Origin of the sequence: Clostridium sp. AF29-8BH, assembly GCF_003478145.1 — a bacterium.
GTDB classification, from domain to species: domain Bacteria; phylum Bacillota; class Clostridia; order Lachnospirales; family Lachnospiraceae; genus Otoolea; species Otoolea fessa.
Genome location: NZ_QUEL01000023.1, coordinates 27,104 through 44,203, shown reverse-complemented (window position 1 = coordinate 44,203; position 17,100 = coordinate 27,104). Strand labels below are relative to the sequence as shown.

Below are 17,100 nucleotides of genomic sequence, written 5' to 3'. Positions count from 1 at the left end.
TCAAAAATATTGATAGAACTACAAACAAGATTGGGAAGAAATTCCCGTTTTTTTGTAATAGGTAAATAACAATCATACCTATCAATAAAAGTATCAAATTTCTTGTAACATTTTTTTCTTGTGCCATTTTTATCTCCTTAATTTTAACAGCTATAAAATTCATATTTGTTGTCATCTTCATTATACTTCACTGCCTATCGAAAAGATAGCATATTTTATGAAACTTGTCGGCTGGGAACAGCTTGCAAGGCAAGGTGTCCCCAGATGCCAAGTCCGCAAAAGGGTAGCTGGCGGCAGCCAGCGCAGGGGAAGCGTAGCGTCCCCTGTATGATTTGGAGCAGACCATGACTGCGGAAAATCACAGCCCTCCGGCGAGGAGCCTTCGGAGAACGCAATGCACCAACCTCTGGGTGGTGTATAATTGCGCCCTTAGTAAACTAAGGGGTTTCCGGCTTCTTCCGTTCCAGCAGTTTTTTCAATAGTTCCTGCGTGTCCTGTCTGTGAAAAATGAGTTTCAACAACAGCATGATATCATCATCTGTCAGGCGTTCCGGCTCTTGCAGAAAACTTTCCAGCATACCGCCACGAGTACAGAGCCGGTGCGTCCGTTCCTTTCGGGTAAGCTGCTTCAACTGATGCTGCAATGCCTTTTCATCATTGATAGCTTTCCGCAGTTTCTTTTCGCTTTTCTCCAGCTCCCGGTTGAGCTTTTCAAGTTTTGAGCTATCAGGCAAGGGCAGCGTCCTCCTTTCCCGGTATCAGCACATAAATCCTGTTCGGCTCTCCAACGCCCTGACGCACCCGCATGATAAGTCCTGCGTTTTCCAGTTCATTCAAAGAACGCTTGACCGTCATAGGACTGCGGGACAGGACTGCGGCAATGGCTGTGACAGGGAAGCAGACAAACAGGATTCCGTTCTCGTCCTCCTGCCCTTTGGATAGCATAGCGTCCAGCATCCGGCAGTACATGACCTTTGCGGTGCTGCTGACTGGAAATCCTGTCAACGCTCTGGGAAATGGCATACAGGGCGGCAGTGGTGTGTCTATCGTCATAAATTCAAAATTCATTCGGTGTGTTCCTCCTTTTTCTTTGCTCGTTTGGATAAATAACGGGGGCAGTCAATCACAACCGCCCGGAAGCTCTGCTTGCACCCATGCTGGCATTTCCGGCATAATTCGTTGTAAGTGACACGCCCCCGGTCATTGAGGTAAAAGGAAAGCTCCTGTTTCCTCTTTTTGCTCATTCTCGGCATATTGCGCTTCCTCCCGTTTTTGTGTATGGTTTCGGGGCGATTTTCGGAAAAATTACAGCCATAGAGCCGCCTAAAATCTCCCGAAGTATCAGCGATAGGGTAGACTATCCCCCTATCACATTGTCGTGTTTCGGTATCATTTCGGTGTCAGTTCGCCAGTTCTCCCCGGTGTCGTTCCTCCCCTGAATCTCACAGCGGCGTATCGCTCCCTTTGGTACGCTCGTTTCGGTCAGGGTTCCTCCACATTCCTGCCAAAAGTCATGGCACTACATCGCCGGGGAAGCATATCCCACACAGGCTGGTCATTCGATTGGATTTGATCCATCGATGAACTACCTGTATCATAGAACATTTTTGTGCCTCGTGCGGTATGTCCACAAAGTAGGAATTAAGGGCAAAAATCAAAAATTTCCACGATTGCGGAATTGATATGGTATAATCAATTCAACGGTTATATATGTTGTCAAAAAGGGGGAACTGCTTCAATGAACGGAGCTACTACAATACAGGAACGGCTAAAAGATTTACGATTAAACAAAGGATAAAACTGGAAGAACTGGCTGAGCAAACGGGTATTTCAAAATCGGCTCTTGGCAGTTATGAAAAAGATGACTATAAGGAAATCAATCATGGCAACCTTATCCTGCTGGCAGATTTTTATGGGGTGTCCCTCGATTATCTCTTTTGCCGGACAGAGAACCGGGCGGAGATCAACACGCCATTAAGGGAGCTGCATTTGAGTGATGAGATGGTAGCACTTCTGAAAAGCGGTCGGATTAACAACCGTCTGCTCTGCGAACTTGCCACCCATAAGGACTTTATCAAGTTTCTTGCGGACATTGAGATTTATGTGGATGGGATTGCCACCATGCAGATTCAAAACCTCAACGCCCTTGTCGATGCCGTCCGGCATGAAATCATTGAACGGTATCGCCCAGGCGAAGATGACCCGCATTTGAAAGTGCTGCAAGCCGCCCATATCAGTGATGATGAGTATTTCAGTCACATGGTTCTGGATGACCTCAACCTGATTATCCGGGATATTCGGGAAGCCCACAAAAAGGACAGTGAGAGTGCGCCCCAGACCACCGTTGCCGATGAATTGAAAGAAAATCTCGAAGCAGTCGAAAATTTCAAGGGCAGCCGGGATGAAAAGCTGGTTGTCCTTTACTGCAAGCAGCTCGGTATCAACTATAAAAATCTGTCAGACGAAGAATTTCGCTGGCTGATTCGGATTCTCAAAAAATCAAAGAAAATGGGAACGCCTATCAGCCAGAGGAAAAAACGGTAAAAAAAACCGCTGTTGCATGGTTGGGGTGCCTTCCATGTAGCAGCGGTTCTTGCTGTGGTTATTATTTCATTCGTTTTCTTAATATCCGGCGATAATTTGTTTCTCCCTTTGGTGCGTCCTGTATAATTTCCAACACACCATCTTCAAGCATTTTATCAATGCGATTAGAAATCCATACATCACTAATTCCAAGTTGATATTTTCCTAAAACATTACCTATAACAATAGCCATTTTGAATTGCTCTGGCTGTTCCGCAATTTCACGAAGAATGAAACTATCATATATATCTTCTGAAACACTTTGCAATTTACCATTTAGCATTGCACGCAAAGGTGCATTTTCATTTTGAAGTTGATTCCATTTCATAGCACAAGCTGAAAGAAATACAGGCTTAGCTTTTTCTTGTAGAGTTATATATTTTCCCCATTCGCCAGGAGAAACCTCACCCCATGCTATTTTGGATGTCATAGTATTTTCTTTTCCATATTCCCAGGCAGGTAACTTAACCAAATAAATTGTTGTCTGACAGTTTAATGGTCGAAGTTGTTTCATAAGCCAGTACATACCGCAAAGTTCATCCGGATTATAGCTATACCAAATACGAACTTCTTCCCCAGCTACATATCGTTCAATAACCGAAGACAATGTAGTTTTAATTTTCTGTATTTTTTCTTCAACCTGATAGTCTAAATCCTCTACAAACCAGACAGACAGCATTTTCTTGAGAACATTTTTCCGCTGTTCGCCAATTCCATTATCAGAAATATCTCCCACACTAAGAGCCATATCAAAACAATAAACATCACTGCTCTTGCCTCCCAATGGAATAGCATTCTCCCAAGCAATATGTTCTTGTTCCTGTGCTTGAATTTGTGCTTCTTTCATTTCATCTGAAGATGGAACACTCCCATCTTCGTGCCTCATAAAGACCGAAACTGCACTTCCTCTATACTTTCCCTTACCGTAAGTTTGGGCAATTTTCAAACTTCCACAGGCACTTTCACCAAATACAATTTCAATCATCTTATATACCTCCGATTTAATTACTCCCGTATGAATAAATTATATCATGCAAAACAATTTCTTCTGCTCGGTTGTGAATGTTATTGCAACGCTGCACCCATTCCATTTGACGGGTACGCTTCAATTCCTCGGTCACGCCCTCGGTGGCTTTCATCTGCTCCATGATGGTGTCTAACCGTTCCTGTGCCTGTTCGTTCAGGTCTGCAAGGTATGTCCATAACTCCCCGGTCAAGGTCAATGTGTTCAATCTGGCTGGGTGGACTTCTCTTAAATATTCCCGGTGCATCCGTCCGTACTTTCCGATGGGGCGGTGTTCTTCCGGCAGCTTCAAGTCTGGGATGTAGTAATCTCCAACAAGGATATAATCAATTCCGTTTTCTGTTATTCTTGGTTTCAATTCGCTCATGTTCCTTACCTCCTGTGGAAGCAGGCTCGTCTGGTACTAACTCAATTACATCGGTAATCTCACAATTCAGCGTTTCGCAGATACGGGCTAATGTGTCCATGCTGATGTGCTTTCCCTCTTTGCTCATGTTGGCAATCATATTCGTTGTCATACCAGCGGCAAGCCTTAAATCTTCTTTTCTCATATCACGCTCTAACAGTGTGTGCCAGAGTGGTTTATAGCTGATGTGCATATTATTTTCCTGCCTTTCTATCCATACCACCGGGGCGGTTGCCCCGGCAGGAACTTTTCTCTTATTATAACACCAATCTTGTGAAATCACAATTTATTCTTGTAGCCTGCCGCTGATACCGTCTGGATTGGTTTTTCCTTTCTTTTTGTTCCCTTTAATTAGCCATGAACTGCCCCAGACCTTGAGGGCTGTGACCTTTGCGGACAACACACAGATCAGCAGCTGGGCGAAGGATGCGGTCAAGTCCATGCAGCAGGCGGGCATCCTGACCGGGAAGAATGAAAATAAGTTTGACCCCAAGGGAACCGCCACCCGCGCCGAGGTCGCCACGGTTTTGCGGCGGTTTGTGGAAATCGTCATTGACCCGCAGGCCGCAAACGGCTGGCAGCAGAATGACAGCGGACAGTGGAACTATTACAGAAACGGGGAGTCAGTGAAGGGCTGGCTCTCCGAGGATCAGAAGTGGTACTGGCTGGACAAGGTCACCGGAATGATGTTTGCCGGAGGCTGGAAGCAGATTGATGGTAAGTGGTACTACTTCTATGCAGATGGGACGATGGCGGTGAATACCGCATCCGACAGATGAAAAATGAACCCGTAATGTAATGCAAAAATAATATCAATAAAGAGGGATGTGAACAATATGGGCAAGTTTCTGGTACTGTCGCTTACCGACCATGAAGAATATATACTCAGTAGAATTATGGAGATTATTGCGGTCGAGCCAGGATTTGACCATATTGTGACATCCCACCCTTGTAACACTCTTGTTTTTCCGGGCTTGGAGCTTCGGCTGAAGGAGAGAACAGCATACCGAAACGGTGAGTTGATTTCTATGACTCGTCGGGAATTTGAAACATTGGTATACTTGGCAAAACATCCATCCTGGGTATTTTCTGCCGGACAGATCTATGAAGAAGTATGGGGGGAGGATGGTGAAAATTGCGGAACGGCTGTTGCCTTCGTACCGAAAATCAATGCGAATCCGGTGTATAACGGAGGGTGAAGCCTGCTATATGTATGTAGCAATCATTATGATAACATAAAAGGCACGGCATAAAGAAATCTGATGTAAAATCTATCAGAATAATTTATGCCGTGTCTCTTTTTAATTTGATTGGATGTGGGATGGTTTAGAGAAATTAGTAAATCGTAAGCGATGAATAATCCACCGTATTGTCCACTGCCCCCTTGATATCCTTCGCCTTAAACAGGCAGTGTTTCTTTATGGTTTTTTGCGTATATCACAGCTTTTTCCAGCTTACTTCTTTTTACAGGATTGAGTTGTTCTAACCATGCATAAAAGCTTTCCCATACCGGCACTTCTGTTTCCAGACATCTGTCTTTTCGCTCTTCCGGAGTAAGGTCACGGAACTGCTTTTCCAAAAAGAAAAGCTTGTTGCAGTATGCCAGACCAACTTCAGCCGGAATCATGGGGGGATTTCTTCTTTACTTAGGAAGAAGCGGCTCTTTGATTTCTTCCTCGGAATTTCCGTTACTGGGCACGTATGCGTGAACAGTAACAGTACTCAATTTTGGGGATTGCCTATAAGCAGGAGAAAACGGTATAATTGAGGAAGGCAGTTGGATATAAGAGGGACAAGTGGTGGAGATGAAAAATATTGTGAAGACGGAAAGAGGGGCGGTTGTCTGGGATATGGGATGATGCGGATGATCGATGCGGTGCATCGCCGTTTACATAAATAGATAGAGGAAATACGATGGAACTGAATTTAAGCGAACCGGGACAGAGCCGGTATCTGAGAGTATATGAATATTACAAAGAATTGATCGTGTCCGGGCAGATGAAGCCGGGAGCGAAGCTGCCGTCGATCCGCAAATGTTCCCTGCAGCTGCAGCTTTCACGGACGACGGTGGAGACGGCGTATATGCTGCTGGCGGCGGATGGCTATATCATTTCGCGTCCGCAGAGCGGCTTTTATGTAACGGATGCGGTGCTGGCGGCTGCAAACCGGGAGGAAATAGAGCACGGTGTGCCGCATCAGGAGGAACGCCCGGAAATCCGGTATGATTTTGCGTCTTCAAATGTGGATCGGGAGAGCTTCCAGTTTGATTTATGGCGGCGCTATGTCAAGAGCGCCCTGCGCCAGGATGAGCGGCTGCTTTCTTACGGCGAACCGCAGGGAGAGCGGGAATTCCGGGAGGCGCTCTGTGCGTATCTGGGGCGCCACCGCAATGTGATCTGTACGCCGGACAGTATCGTAGTAGGGGCGGGTGTGCAGAGTCTCTTGCATATTTTGTGCCCGATGCTGCGGGAGCGGGACAGCGCATGGTTTTTTAATCCGTCGTTCCGGCAGGGACGCCAGATTTTTGAGGATTATGGGTTTCGGACCGGAGATATAAGAGAATATTGGGAAAGTAATGATAGGAGGATTGAGTCCTCAAAAAAGGATTTGTGCGGAATAGAAAAGCCAGATGTATGTGCAAGAGAGATGAAAACAGGGTTATCCGAACAGATGTCAGAGGCGATGAGACATACAGGGAGAAGTGTTTGCTATCTGACCCCATCGCAGATGACAGTCTGGGGCGAGGTCATGCCGGTGGGCGACCGGATGAAGCTTTTAAAGGATGCGGCGCGCGAGGATATGCTGATTATTGAGGACGATTACAACAGTGAGTTCCGCTATTATAACCGCCCGACACCGTCCCTGCAGGGGCTTTCCGGCGGGCGGGGCGTCGTGTATCTGGGGACATTTTCAAGGCTGCTTCTTCCCTCGATCCGCATGAGCTACATGGTCCTGCCGCCGGATCTGCTGAAACGGTATCAGGAGCGGGGGCGTTTTTATAACCAGACGGCGTCCAAGGCAGAGCAGATTGCCCTCTGCCAGTTTATCCGGGACGGACATCTGGAAAGCCAGATCCGAAAGTCCAAGAAATTGTACGCGGCAAAGGCAAAGTGTCTGTGTGATGCGGTGCGGCGCATTTTTGGAGAAAAAGCGCGAACGCATCTGGGCGATGCCGGTTTTCTGGTTCTCATGGAGCTTGACAGCCCGCTTACATCGGCGGAAATTGCCGGGCGTGCGGCACAGGCAGGCGTCGCCGTCCGCCCGGTGGAGTCGGTCGGGAGTCTTTTGGAAAAACAGGAGCATCATTTTCAAGAGGGATATCCGAAGCTCCTGTTGTCCTGTGCCTCGATGGGGGCAGAGCGGTATGAGGAGGCGCTGGAGGTGCTGAAAGAGGTAGTGTATAAGAAAGAAAAATAGAAGATAGATATAGAAGTTAAAATGTCCGCATAAACCACAGCCAGTACCCGGAACCATCCGGGTAGTTGTGGGTATGCGGACATTTTATGCGACATTCTTACCCGTTTTTCTCCTCATGCGGCAGCCGGTTCCGGAGCAGCCGCTTTTTTAATTCACTCCAGTGAAATGGAATTAGCGGGTAAATATAACTTTTTCCGGCGATTGTCCGGTTAAAGACAAGGCAGCCGACGGCAATGAGTGTTCCGGCGATGAAGCCCCAGAGATTGAGGAAAAAGGTCAGAATCAGGAGCAGGACGCGCATGAATTTGAGTGCGTAGCCGAGTTCGAAGCTCGTCATCGAGTAGTTGGCGATCGTGACGAACGCCATATAGAGCATCGTCTCGCTGTTGAACCAGCCGGATTTGACCGAGTATTCTCCAAGCACGATACCGGCGATGACACTGAGCGGTGTCGTCAGCATGCTGGGGGTGTTGACTGCCGCGAGCCGCAGACCATCGATGGCAAATTCCAGGATCAGGAGCTGATAGATCAGCGCCACATGGATCTCGTCGGTGACACGGATAAAAGCGAGCCATTCCGGGATCCAGCCGGGATTCTGCATAAAAAGCAGCCACAGCGGTGTCAGAAATAAGGTCAGGAAAAAGATGACCGTCCGCGACAGGCGCAGATAGGTGCCGGTCAGCGGTGGAAAATAGTAGTCGTCGGCTTCCTCGATGATATCGAAAACAGAGGATGGCAGAATCATTGCGGATGGCGAATTGTCCACCAGAATGATGATATTTCCTTCCAGAATCGAGGCAGCGGAGGTATCCGGACGCTCTGAAAAACGAAATTTTGGGAACGGATTGAACCATTTGTGCGGATAAATACATTCGGCAAGGCTTTCCTGGTTCATCGAGAGGGCATCGACATGCACTTTTTGAATCCGGGTGCGGATGCGGTTTAAAAGTTCGGTGTCCACCCGGTTTTCCATGTAGCAGATGGCGATATCGGTGTGCGAACTTTCCCCAATATTCATGATTTCCATCCGCAGCTTCGGATCGCGGATGCGCCGCCGGATCAGAGCCGTATTGAACACAAGCGTTTCGACAAAACCATCGCGCGAGCCGCGCAATACCTTATCCTTTTCAGGTTCGCTGACTCCGCGGGCGGGATAGGTGCGGCAGTCTATTGTGAGTGCCTGTGCATACCCGTCGATCAGAAGAAAAGGAACACCGGAGAGAAGCTGGATAATCAGCGCGTCCGAATCCGTTTCCAGCCCGATTTCGCCGTAGGCGAGGTAGAGGGCGGCAAAATCGTTTGCATTGTCAGGCATCTGGGCGGTTTCAATGCTGCTCATCGCCTGCAGCACTTTTAAAAGCGTATCGTCCTTGGTAAAACCATCAATACAGTAGAGGCAGGCATCGCGTCCGCCGATCATCAGGTTCCGATCTACGACATCAAAACTGATGTCCGGTCGGAGCTTTTTTTGAAAAAAAGTCCGGTTATTTTCAATGGATGAAGAAATCTGCATCGTGTAAATCTCCTATCAGAGAAGCCAATATCAGTGACCGCGAAGGGACTGGAATGGGACAAAATGTTTACAGATGGAGTATGTGCGAAAAGGATAAAAATATACGAAATGAAGCAAACAGAAAAAAATTCTCATTTTTAAACAGACTTAAATAATTGACAGATTTTATTGGATTAGGGATGCCTAATCCGGTGCGGAGAGTAAGATATTACAAAAGATTATATGGAGGAATATGTATGAAAGGTAAAAGAAGATCCCGGCAGGCAATTCGGCGGCGGTGACCGTGTTAGCGGCGGCGCATCAGGACTATGAGGCAGTCCTGGTTGACGAGAGCGGCACGATCTGGCTGACGCCGGGCTTAAAAGACCGATTTATTCCGGTGGATCAGGGGGAGACGCGGGAGATTCGGATATTGTGATTCAGGAACAGATCTAGTATAATGAGCAGAGAAAAGTGCATGCGAGTCAGATTTACAATTTATAACGAAGAGGTCGAAAATACCGTGAATGATAGATTGAAAAAGAAGCTTCTTTGCTTTGAGCGCGCTCTCTCCACATTGGAAGGATACGAGGGCTGGATGATAGGCACAACTACACTTCATCTGGACTGGCAGCCCAAACAGGGGGAGAATGAGTTTTGCCATACCAAATTAACTCCAGAAATCATCAAAAAAGGTCGCTCGGCAATCCGAGTCCGCATAGCGGCAGCGGAGGAGGAAAAGGAACGGGAAAATGAGGAGATGGAAGTGCTGCTGGTAAAACCGCGCCAGAGCGTCCTTGTCCCGGAAAAAGAGAAAATGCCGCTCATGAAAGCAATTACGGAACTGGGAAGTGAGGATGATGATACGCGGGCATTTAGCCGCAGCCAGATGGAAGAATATCTCCGGGAGGCGGCAGATACCAATCCGATCCATCAGGGAGAAGCGGCAGTTCTGCCGGGGTTTCTTGTTATGAATGCCTGCCTGCTTCGTCTGTGGAAGAAGGGCTGGATGAAGGGACAGACCGCTCTGGAAGTACGTTTTCTTGCCCCACTTCGTCCTGATGAGGAGGTATATCTGTCGGATTCGGGGCAGGAGGGAAGAAACGCGGTGTATCTGAGAACGAAGCAAGAGGGAAAGGAAATTCTTTCGATTACAGAAAAATAGGGATGCCGATGATAAAGTGGGTGCAGAGGAGCTATGGGTGCATATGTAAACCATTTATAAAAACAAGGTTGACAATCCGCTGAAATTCCGATATACTCTTTTCTAGCAAAGATTCTCTGTGTGTGATTCATAGGAAAATGCATTACACGGCTTAGAATTTTATCACTGAGGAGGTATATATAATGAGTTCAGAGACAAGTGCAGTGAACGTACACGGCGCATGGAGCGCGAAGCGGCTTACACTTTTGGCGATGATGCTGGCTCTTATCAGTGTGTCTTCGTATATTGCGATTCCGCTTCCGTTTTCGGATGCAAAGATCACAGCGCAGACGATGATTGTCAACCTGATCGGTCTGCTGATTGCACCACAGGATACCATTTTAGTTATGGCGAGCTGGCTGCTGTTAGGCTTATGCGGCGTGCCGGTATTCAGCGGCGGAAGCGCAGGACCGGGAAAACTGCTTGGACCGAGCGGCGGTTACTATATCGGATTTCTGGTTGTAGCGTTTCTGATTTCCCTGTTTTGCCGGAAATGGAAAAATGTTGCATTCCAGACAGCGTTCCTGATTGTAGTTGGTATTCCGGTGATTTACGCATTCGGTGCAGGCTGGATGAAACACGTGACCGGACAGCCGTGGGGTGCAGTTATCGTGCAGTCGATAATTCCGTTTATTCCGCTGGACATCGTTAAGTGTGTGGCAGCGGTAGCACTTGGAAAGGCGCTGAAGCGGACGGGCTTATTTGGAAATTAGATAGAAAATAAAGATGGGATGTGGTAGTGAACAGAATCAGCCTTTTAGTGCAGAAATGCAGCCAGGAGGCATGAGGAGTCCGTTGCCGCATCCCTTTAATTTTAATTATGAATAGAAGAAAAACAGGAGAAAAGTATGAATCACGTATATATTCTGGGCGGTTTGCGCAGTTACATCGGGGTGAAAGATGGAATGTACCGTCATATCCCGGCGGAAAAGCTAGGGGCGGAGGTGCTGCGGGAGGTGGTTTCGCGATTTGAGCTTCCAACCGATGCGATCGACTATATAATAGGAGGAAATGCGGTCGGGGGAGGCGGCAATATCACGCGTCTGGCGGCACTTTCGGCAGGGTTTCCAGAGCGGATTCCGGCGGTTACTTTGGATCTGCAGTGCGGGTCGGCGCTGGAGGCGATCAGCGCGGCAGCAGCCAAGATTGAGAGCGGGATGGCGGATCTGGTCATTGCCGGGGGAATGGAGAGTTCTTCGGTACAACCGTACCGCATGATGTCCCCGAACCATCCGGAGTATGACGGTGGAAAGGTGTATACGGTTGCACAGTTTGTGCCGGGAAAGCGCGGCGAGCAGGTTATGTTAGAGGGCGCGGAGGAGACTGCGATCCGGGAAAATGTCTCTAAGGAAGAGATGGACACCTGGGTGCTCCGGAGCCATAAGAGGGCGGCGCAGGCGCGCAAAGAGGGAATATTGGAGGATATAACGGTTTCCATCGACGGCAGCAGCCGGGATGAGGGAATCCGTCCGACAATGAGCCAGCGTCTGATCGACCGCCTGCCGTATCTGCTTCCAAATGGCACGAAAATCACGGCGGCAAATGCGTGCCTGATGCACGATGGCGCAGCATTTGTGGTACTTTGTTCGGAACGGTTTTTGCGGGAACAGGGACGGAAAGCAGAATGCCGTTTCCGGTTTGGTACAGCGATCGGGGATGATCCGATGATGAGCCCAAAATCAGCCGTCAGCGCTGCTAAGGCGATACTTGCAAAAACGGGGCATTCTTATCAGGAGATCGATGCTTTTGAGGTCAATGAAGCGTTTGCCGTTATTGATGTTCTATTTGAACGTGCATTTCCGGGGATTGAAGACCGTTATAATATCTGGGGCGGGGCACTTGCCTATGGGCATCCATATGGAGTCTCCGGCGCAATGATTCTGCTGCATCTGATGAAAGCACTGGAATATAAAAATGGGCATTTGGGAATGTGCTGCGTGGCAGCCGCCGGAGGGATCGGAAGCAGTATTCTGGTGGAGAAAGTAATGAAGTAGATGAAGACAGTGTTTGAATGATATAAAAAGTAAATGTGGTAAATTTAAAAGCTCAGATTGGTAAAAAGTTCTATATAAAAATAAGTAAAAGACAGGAATTAATCATGAAAGAAATACAGACACAATGTATAAATACATATCTGGATGCGCTCCGGGCATACCCGCCAGAGTGGGAAGCCCTGATCACGGAGAAAGAGCGCTATACGTTCGGGGAGCTCATCGAGGCGGCAGAACGTGTAAGGAAACATCCGAAAGAGATAGAAGAAAAACAGGGAAAACGTCACATCCACTGGATCCAGGAACCGACGATCGCGCATCAGCTTATTCAGTTTCTGGCATATGGAGACGGAAATACGGTTCCGGTGATTGCACCGTCCGATGTAAAAATTTCCGATGAATTGCGTGACGTGACACCTCCGGAAGGGGCATATATGGGTGTGATGACGTCGGGACCTCCGGTCGTCAGAAAGTATTGTTCCGCTCCTTTGAAAGCTGGCACGATTTTTTTAAGCTTCAGAATAAGATTTTCAAAATGGGAGAGGGAAGCATTACGTTTATGCAGGGGAGCCTGGCGTTTACGGGCAACCTGAACCTTTATATGGCGCAGCTTGCGTCCGGCGGAAGCGTCGTTGCGGCGGATTCCTTTGATCCGCGCCTCTGGAAGCGGATGATCGAGGCAGAACAGGCGACCTGCGTCTATCTGATTCCTGTCAAGCTGCGGGCGCTGCGGCGTATCTATGAGCGGGAACAGGCGGTCAATTACCGGATTATTTCTTTTGTCAGCGGCTCCCAGAGTATGGGCGGTGCGGAGGCAGTGCAGTTTAAAAAGGCATTTCCCGAAGCGGAGATTACATTGTATTATGGCGCCAGCGAGCTGAACTATATTACCTATATCCGTGGAAGTGAGATGAAAGAAGATACGACGCTGGTTGGCCGTGCATTTCCAGAGGTGGATGTCTGGATTGAAAATGACCATTTCCATGTAAAAACGCGGTATGGAATTCTTGGAATTGGAAATGACGCGGTGATTGGGGACTGCGGTCACACAGATGCAGAGGGACTCTTCTATTTTGATGGGAGGGATGATGATATCTGCAACATAAATGGGAGAAAAGTGTCATCCCTCCGGATCGAAGAGGCGGTGCGGACATTTCCGGGAGTGGCAGAGACGGCAGTGAAGGCAGTCCATGAGCATGGGCGCGATTATCTGAAAGTGTGGATTGTGTGGGAGAAAGAAGCTGAAAGGGAAGAAATTGCCGGAAGTGACAGCGGAAAAAGTGGTTGTACCAATATGGCAATTCGGGAATTTTTGGCAGAAAGACTGGCAGATTATGAGATTCCACGCGAATTTGTCTTTCTAAAGGAGTTTCCAAAGACTGAAAGCGGAAAGATTCGTAAAAAAGAACTGTGAAAATTGCTTTTTCTTGTCAAAAAAGAAAATGGCTTATTGTGCAAAATGACAAAAGGAAGACATAGGGGCAGCTTATGGAGATGCACTGATGGCAGCGATTGGAGTCGGATTCTACCAAGGTTTTTCAGATTTGCGCCAAGTAATCCAAAAGAAATGTATTTATAAGCCGGATTTAGGACAATAAGCGGGAATCCTCGGCAATTCAATTACCGAGATGAAAGCGCAGGAGTGTGCATATCTGCACAATGCAAATAGTATAATAATTCTCATTCTTTGAAAAGGCTTTTTGACTGTAATCATTGATATTACAATTGAAAAGCTTTTTCATTTATAGGTTCCCGATAATGTGTAAAAATGAAATTCAATCAACCGGGCAGAATATATGTTCGAAATTCCGCACTTTCCTTGCAATGAAAACTGTGCTATGGTATACTGAAAAGAAGATTTGGAGGCATTTTGAAGCGTTCTTTTTTTAGTTTGAACCAGATCTTGAACCAGAGAGAAAAGGAAGGAATTTACCGTGATTTCGTATGTAAAAGGCATCCTGGCGGAGAAAGCAAAGGACCGTATCGTGGTCGAGTCCGGCATGATGGGGATCGGGATTTTTGTCCCGATGTCGGTGCTGGAAGTTTTACCGCCGCTCGGGGAAGAGGTAAAGATATATACGCACCTGCAGGTGCGGGAGGATGATATGAGCCTGTACGGCTTTTTAAGCCGTTCGGATCTGGAGATGTTCCGCCAGCTTCTGGGGGTCAACGGCATTGGTCCGAAGGGGGCACTTGGCATCTTGTCGGCGCTGCGTCCGGAGGATCTGCGTCTTGCGGTTATGACTGGGGATGCGAAGGCGATCTCCCGTGCACCGGGCGTTGGGGCAAAGACGGCACAGCGGATCATTCTCGATTTGAAGGATAAAGTACAGGCAGAGGATCTGCTGACACCGCTGTTAGATGGCAGTGCGGCGGTTTCGCCGGCTGCGGGGAACGGGCTTTCAGGCAATGCGGTGAAGGAAGCCGTGGAGGCGCTGGTGGCGCTGGGATATACGAATGCCGAGGCGGTGAAGGCGGTCAAGAGCGCCAATGTGACGGAAGAGATGGATTCCGAGGCGGTATTGAAGGCATCACTGAAATATCTGGCGTTTTTGTAAAACAACCTATGTGTCGGACATTCGAAATTGCAGGATCATAAAAAATAGTGGTGCTTGTGCGTCAGATGAAAATTTGGAATGTGTGGCAGATATGAGAAAATGGAACTGTCATGGCTTAATTGAATGAGAGAGAAAAACAGGAAAGACAGGAAACAAGTATGAGCAGAAGGACGATTACAACCGAGGTGACGGAGGAGGATAAGCGGATTGAGGGAAGTCTCCGCCCGCAGACCTTAGACGAATATATCGGTCAGGAGCGGATCAAATCGACGTTAAAGGTATTTATCCATGCGGCGAAATCCCGCGGCGAGGCGCTTGACCATGTTCTTTTCTATGGACCGCCGGGATTGGGAAAGACGACACTTAGCGGCATTATCGCCAATGAGATGGGAACCCGTATGAAGGTTACTTCCGGTCCGGCAATCGAGAAACCAGGGGAGATTGCGGCGATTCTCAACGGGCTCCAGGAGGGAGACGTCCTCTTTGTGGATGAGATTCACCGCTTAAACCGCCAGGTGGAAGAGGTGCTTTATCCGGCGATGGAGGACTATGCGATCGATATCATGTTGGGAAAAGATTCGACGGCGCGCTCGATTCGTCTGGATCTGCCGAAATTTACGCTGGTAGGCGCGACGACACGCGCGGGGCTTCTGACGGCGCCGCTACGCGACCGCTTCGGCATCGTGCAGAAGATGGATTTTTATACGCCTGAAGAGCTGCAGACGATTGTCCTGCGGACGGCGGGAGTTCTGAATGTGGAGATTGATAAGACGGGGGCCTATGAGATTGCGAGACGTTCGAGAGGAACGCCGCGTCTGGCAAACCGCCTGTTAAAACGTGTGAGGGACTTTGCACAGGTCAAGTACAACGGCGTGATTACGAAAGAAGTCGCGGATTTTGCACTGGATATCCTTGATGTGGACAAGCTGGGACTTGACAACAACGACCGTGCGATCTTACATATGATTATCGACAAGTTTTCCGGCGGTCCGGTCGGACTGGAGACGCTGGCGGCAGCGCTGGGCGAGGATGCTGGGACACTGGAAGATGTGTATGAACCGTATCTTCTGATGAACGGTCTGCTCAACCGGACTCCGCGTGGGCGGATGGCGACCGAAGCAGCGTATCGGCATCTCGGGTATGCCTGGAATCAAGCAAAAAACGGTATTTCTGAGATTTGATATTTGATTGATTTGAAGGTGGTATTTCTGTGTGGGTGACGTGACAACGTCGAACCATATTTATTAATAGATAGAAAGAAGAGAATGCGATGGCAAAACAGTATATAGATGTATTAATTGATGGAAAAGTGTATAGCCTGGGCGGCAGTGAGACGGAAGGATATGTACAGCAGATTGCCACGTATCTGAATGGGAAGATTTTCCAGCTCAAGGCGCAGCCGGGATTTTTGAAAATGCCGGAAGACTACCAGAGTATTATGACTTATCTGAATCTGGCGGATGATTATTTTAAAGAAAAAGAGAGTGCGAAGGCACTTGCATCTGACAAAGAGAGCATGGAAAAAGAGACATACCGTCTGAAACATGAGATGGTCAGCACCCAGATGAAACTCGAGAGTCTCCGCAATGAGCGCACCGTCAGCGAGGAAGAACTGGAGACAGCAAAGAAGGCGGCAAAAGAGGCAGCTGAGCAGGCGGAAGCTGCTAAAAATGAGGTACAGGCGCAGATCGAGCGTGTGAAAAAAGAAGCGCAGGAGCAGATCGAGGCTGTGAAGAAAACAGCACAGGAACAGGTTGAGTCTGCAAGAAAAGAAGCGCAGGAGCAGATCGAGGCTGTGAAGAAAACAGCACAAGAACAGGTTGAGTCTGCAAGAAAAGAAGCGCAGGAGCAGATTGAACGTGCGAAGAGAGAGGTACAGGAGCGCGTGGAATCCGCGGAAAAAGCAGCCCAGGATCGCGCTGCCAGGGTGGAGCAGACAGTCCGGGAGCAGGCAGAAGCTGCAAAGAAAGAGGCATTGGAACAGATTGCGGATGCAAAGAAAGAAGCAAACGATTTCCGTGGAGAAGCAGAGGTTTGGAAACAGGAGGCAGAAGATCAGCGTCTGGCGGTCGAGTCATCCCAGAGTGAAATCGCTTCTTTGCAGGACAAGCTGGAGATTCTCAAACAACAGCTTGAAGAAGCGAGACAGGCGGCGACAGCTGTGCAGACGGAAAAAACGCAGCTGGAAGCACGTCTGATGCAGACGGAACAGGAAAAACAAAGTGTAAAAGAGCAGCTGAGTCAGCTGGAGCAGGAAAAACAGACGATAAAGAAAGATCTGGAAGAAAGCCTCCAGGAGGCAGGGGCAGCACGTGAGGAACTGGCAGCTGTCCGTCAGGCACAGGTGGAGGCATATATGAAGCGGAAGCCATTTCCCAAGAGACAGGGAACGGTGGAACTGAAAGATGCAATTCTGCGGTTATAG

Annotated in this window: 22 protein-coding genes and 1 pseudogene; 14 read left to right on the top strand and 9 right to left on the bottom strand. The window is 48.4% G+C overall.

Annotated features, from left to right (window positions below):
- The 4 genes from DWZ16_RS15680 to DWZ16_RS12555 form a co-directional block, all read right to left on the bottom strand.
- On the bottom strand, positions 1-181 hold a 181-nt coding region (locus tag DWZ16_RS15680; RefSeq protein ID WP_207663871.1), incomplete at its 3' end, for a hypothetical protein.
- Positions 182-437: 256 nt separating this feature from the next.
- Positions 438-734, bottom strand: a complete 297-nt coding sequence (locus tag DWZ16_RS12565) for a DUF3847 domain-containing protein (protein WP_009323503.1) — start codon at positions 732-734, stop codon at positions 438-440.
- Complete coding sequence (locus tag DWZ16_RS12560; protein WP_006873175.1) at positions 727-1,068, bottom strand: DeoR family transcriptional regulator; 342 nt, start codon at positions 1,066-1,068, stop codon at positions 727-729. The genes DWZ16_RS12565 and DWZ16_RS12560 overlap by 8 nt, the downstream gene beginning before the upstream one ends.
- Entirely contained in the window at positions 1,065-1,253 is a 189-nt protein-coding gene (locus DWZ16_RS12555) for a hypothetical protein (protein WP_003020302.1), read from the bottom strand. The genes DWZ16_RS12560 and DWZ16_RS12555 overlap by 4 nt, the downstream gene beginning before the upstream one ends.
- A 485-nt stretch (positions 1,254-1,738) precedes the next feature.
- On the opposite strand from DWZ16_RS12555, the pseudogene DWZ16_RS12545 reads away from it, so the two are divergent.
- A pseudogene (locus DWZ16_RS12545) lies at positions 1,739-2,544 on the top strand (helix-turn-helix domain-containing protein).
- Positions 2,545-2,605: 61 nt separating this feature from the next.
- Here the strand turns inward: DWZ16_RS12545 and DWZ16_RS12540 are convergent.
- Genes DWZ16_RS12540 through DWZ16_RS12530 form a run of 3 tightly spaced genes read right to left on the bottom strand, consistent with a single transcriptional unit; the run spans position 2,606 to position 4,206 of the window.
- The gene (locus tag DWZ16_RS12540) at positions 2,606-3,568 is read right to left on the bottom strand and encodes a DUF3658 domain-containing protein (RefSeq protein ID WP_014078537.1); all 963 of its coding nucleotides are present in this window, start codon (positions 3,566-3,568) and stop codon (positions 2,606-2,608) included.
- Between the two features lie 16 nt (positions 3,569-3,584).
- Positions 3,585-3,974 (bottom strand): TnpV protein, encoded by a 390-nt coding sequence (locus tag DWZ16_RS12535; RefSeq protein WP_117534454.1) that lies wholly within the window; start codon positions 3,972-3,974, stop codon positions 3,585-3,587.
- Positions 3,934-4,206, bottom strand: a complete 273-nt coding sequence (locus tag DWZ16_RS12530) for a helix-turn-helix domain-containing protein (RefSeq protein ID WP_002592127.1) — start codon at positions 4,204-4,206, stop codon at positions 3,934-3,936. Before DWZ16_RS12530 ends, DWZ16_RS12535 begins: the two co-directional genes overlap by 41 nt.
- Positions 4,207-4,396: 190 nt before the next feature.
- On the opposite strand from DWZ16_RS12530, the gene DWZ16_RS12525 reads away from it, so the two are divergent.
- Positions 4,397-4,792: an S-layer homology domain-containing protein gene (locus tag DWZ16_RS12525; RefSeq protein WP_243022025.1), complete on the top strand. Its 396-nt coding sequence runs from the start codon at positions 4,397-4,399 to the stop codon at positions 4,790-4,792.
- 57 nt (positions 4,793-4,849) lie between these two features.
- Complete coding sequence (locus DWZ16_RS12520) at positions 4,850-5,212, top strand: winged helix-turn-helix domain-containing protein (RefSeq protein ID WP_118522970.1); 363 nt, start codon at positions 4,850-4,852, stop codon at positions 5,210-5,212.
- Between the two features lie 200 nt (positions 5,213-5,412).
- Here the strand turns inward: DWZ16_RS12520 and DWZ16_RS12515 are convergent, their stop codons facing one another.
- Positions 5,413-5,640 (bottom strand): IS66 family transposase, encoded by a 228-nt coding sequence (locus DWZ16_RS12515; protein ID WP_118522969.1) that lies wholly within the window; start codon positions 5,638-5,640, stop codon positions 5,413-5,415.
- 150 nt (positions 5,641-5,790) lie between these two features.
- On the opposite strand from DWZ16_RS12515, the gene DWZ16_RS16990 reads away from it, so the two are divergent.
- Together DWZ16_RS16990 and DWZ16_RS12510 are read left to right on the top strand one after the other, a co-directional pair.
- Complete coding sequence (locus DWZ16_RS16990; RefSeq protein ID WP_412694347.1) at positions 5,791-5,913, top strand: hypothetical protein; 123 nt, start codon at positions 5,791-5,793, stop codon at positions 5,911-5,913.
- Positions 5,914-5,927: 14 nt separating this feature from the next.
- Positions 5,928-7,430, top strand: coding sequence for a PLP-dependent aminotransferase family protein (locus DWZ16_RS12510; protein WP_118522968.1), 1,503 nt, complete (start codon positions 5,928-5,930; stop codon positions 7,428-7,430).
- A gap of 97 nt (positions 7,431-7,527) precedes the next feature.
- On the opposite strand, the gene DWZ16_RS12505 is transcribed toward DWZ16_RS12510, so the two are convergent.
- Positions 7,528-8,943: a spore germination protein gene (locus DWZ16_RS12505; protein WP_022360194.1), complete on the bottom strand. Its 1,416-nt coding sequence runs from the start codon at positions 8,941-8,943 to the stop codon at positions 7,528-7,530.
- A 277-nt stretch (positions 8,944-9,220) separates the two neighbouring features.
- Between DWZ16_RS12505 and DWZ16_RS15575 the strand changes: the two genes are divergently transcribed.
- The 9 genes from DWZ16_RS15575 (at position 9,221) to DWZ16_RS15570 (ending at position 17,100) form a co-directional block, all read left to right on the top strand.
- Positions 9,221-9,361: a hypothetical protein gene (locus tag DWZ16_RS15575; RefSeq protein ID WP_182427366.1), complete on the top strand. Its 141-nt coding sequence runs from the start codon at positions 9,221-9,223 to the stop codon at positions 9,359-9,361.
- An 84-nt stretch (positions 9,362-9,445) separates the two neighbouring features.
- On the top strand, positions 9,446-10,087 hold the full coding sequence (locus DWZ16_RS12500; protein ID WP_147353425.1) for a hypothetical protein: 642 nt from the start codon (positions 9,446-9,448) through the stop codon (positions 10,085-10,087).
- Between the two features lie 182 nt (positions 10,088-10,269).
- Positions 10,270-10,839, top strand: a complete 570-nt coding sequence (locus DWZ16_RS12495) for a biotin transporter BioY (RefSeq protein WP_022360190.1) — start codon at positions 10,270-10,272, stop codon at positions 10,837-10,839.
- A gap of 135 nt (positions 10,840-10,974) precedes the next feature.
- Positions 10,975-12,120: an acetyl-CoA C-acyltransferase gene (locus tag DWZ16_RS12490; RefSeq protein WP_118522966.1), complete on the top strand. Its 1,146-nt coding sequence runs from the start codon at positions 10,975-10,977 to the stop codon at positions 12,118-12,120.
- A 104-nt stretch (positions 12,121-12,224) separates the two neighbouring features.
- Complete coding sequence (locus tag DWZ16_RS12485) at positions 12,225-12,710, top strand: hypothetical protein (RefSeq protein ID WP_118522965.1); 486 nt, start codon at positions 12,225-12,227, stop codon at positions 12,708-12,710.
- Positions 12,593-13,531 carry an AMP-binding protein gene (locus DWZ16_RS12480; RefSeq protein WP_118522964.1) on the top strand — a complete coding sequence of 313 codons (939 nt, stop codon included), beginning with the start codon at positions 12,593-12,595 and terminating at the stop codon, positions 13,529-13,531. The genes DWZ16_RS12485 and DWZ16_RS12480 overlap by 118 nt, the downstream gene beginning before the upstream one ends.
- A 520-nt stretch (positions 13,532-14,051) precedes the next feature.
- Positions 14,052-14,675, top strand: coding sequence for a Holliday junction branch migration protein RuvA (gene ruvA / locus DWZ16_RS12475; protein ID WP_022360178.1), 624 nt, complete (start codon positions 14,052-14,054; stop codon positions 14,673-14,675).
- A 158-nt stretch (positions 14,676-14,833) separates the two neighbouring features.
- Positions 14,834-15,856 (top strand): Holliday junction branch migration DNA helicase RuvB, encoded by a 1,023-nt coding sequence (ruvB, locus tag DWZ16_RS12470; RefSeq protein ID WP_107001650.1) that lies wholly within the window; start codon positions 14,834-14,836, stop codon positions 15,854-15,856.
- A gap of 89 nt (positions 15,857-15,945) precedes the next feature.
- Positions 15,946-17,100 (top strand): cell division protein ZapA, encoded by a 1,155-nt coding sequence (locus DWZ16_RS15570; RefSeq protein ID WP_182427365.1) that lies wholly within the window; start codon positions 15,946-15,948, stop codon positions 17,098-17,100.

Coding starts and splice junctions, on each gene's coding strand:
- DWZ16_RS12560 (WP_006873175.1), bottom strand. CDS start 1,068: ATGAATTTTGAATTTATGACGATAGACACACCACTGCCGCCCTGTATG.
- DWZ16_RS12555 (WP_003020302.1), bottom strand. CDS start 1,253: ATGCCGAGAATGAGCAAAAAGAGGAAACAGGAGCTTTCCTTTTACCTC.
- DWZ16_RS12540 (WP_014078537.1), bottom strand. CDS start 3,568: ATGATTGAAATTGTATTTGGTGAAAGTGCCTGTGGAAGTTTGAAAATT.
- DWZ16_RS12535 (WP_117534454.1), bottom strand. CDS start 3,974: ATGAGCGAATTGAAACCAAGAATAACAGAAAACGGAATTGATTATATC.
- DWZ16_RS12530 (WP_002592127.1), bottom strand. CDS start 4,206: ATGCACATCAGCTATAAACCACTCTGGCACACACTGTTAGAGCGTGAT.
- DWZ16_RS12520 (WP_118522970.1), top strand. CDS start 4,850: ATGGGCAAGTTTCTGGTACTGTCGCTTACCGACCATGAAGAATATATA.
- DWZ16_RS12515 (WP_118522969.1), bottom strand. CDS start 5,640: ATGATTCCGGCTGAAGTTGGTCTGGCATACTGCAACAAGCTTTTCTTT.
- DWZ16_RS12510 (WP_118522968.1), top strand. CDS start 5,928: ATGGAACTGAATTTAAGCGAACCGGGACAGAGCCGGTATCTGAGAGTA.
- DWZ16_RS12505 (WP_022360194.1), bottom strand. CDS start 8,943: ATGCAGATTTCTTCATCCATTGAAAATAACCGGACTTTTTTTCAAAAA.
- DWZ16_RS12495 (WP_022360190.1), top strand. CDS start 10,270: ATGAGTTCAGAGACAAGTGCAGTGAACGTACACGGCGCATGGAGCGCG.
- DWZ16_RS12490 (WP_118522966.1), top strand. CDS start 10,975: ATGAATCACGTATATATTCTGGGCGGTTTGCGCAGTTACATCGGGGTG.
- DWZ16_RS12485 (WP_118522965.1), top strand. CDS start 12,225: ATGAAAGAAATACAGACACAATGTATAAATACATATCTGGATGCGCTC.
- ruvB (WP_107001650.1), top strand. CDS start 14,834: ATGAGCAGAAGGACGATTACAACCGAGGTGACGGAGGAGGATAAGCGG.
- DWZ16_RS15570 (WP_182427365.1), top strand. CDS start 15,946: ATGGCAAAACAGTATATAGATGTATTAATTGATGGAAAAGTGTATAGC.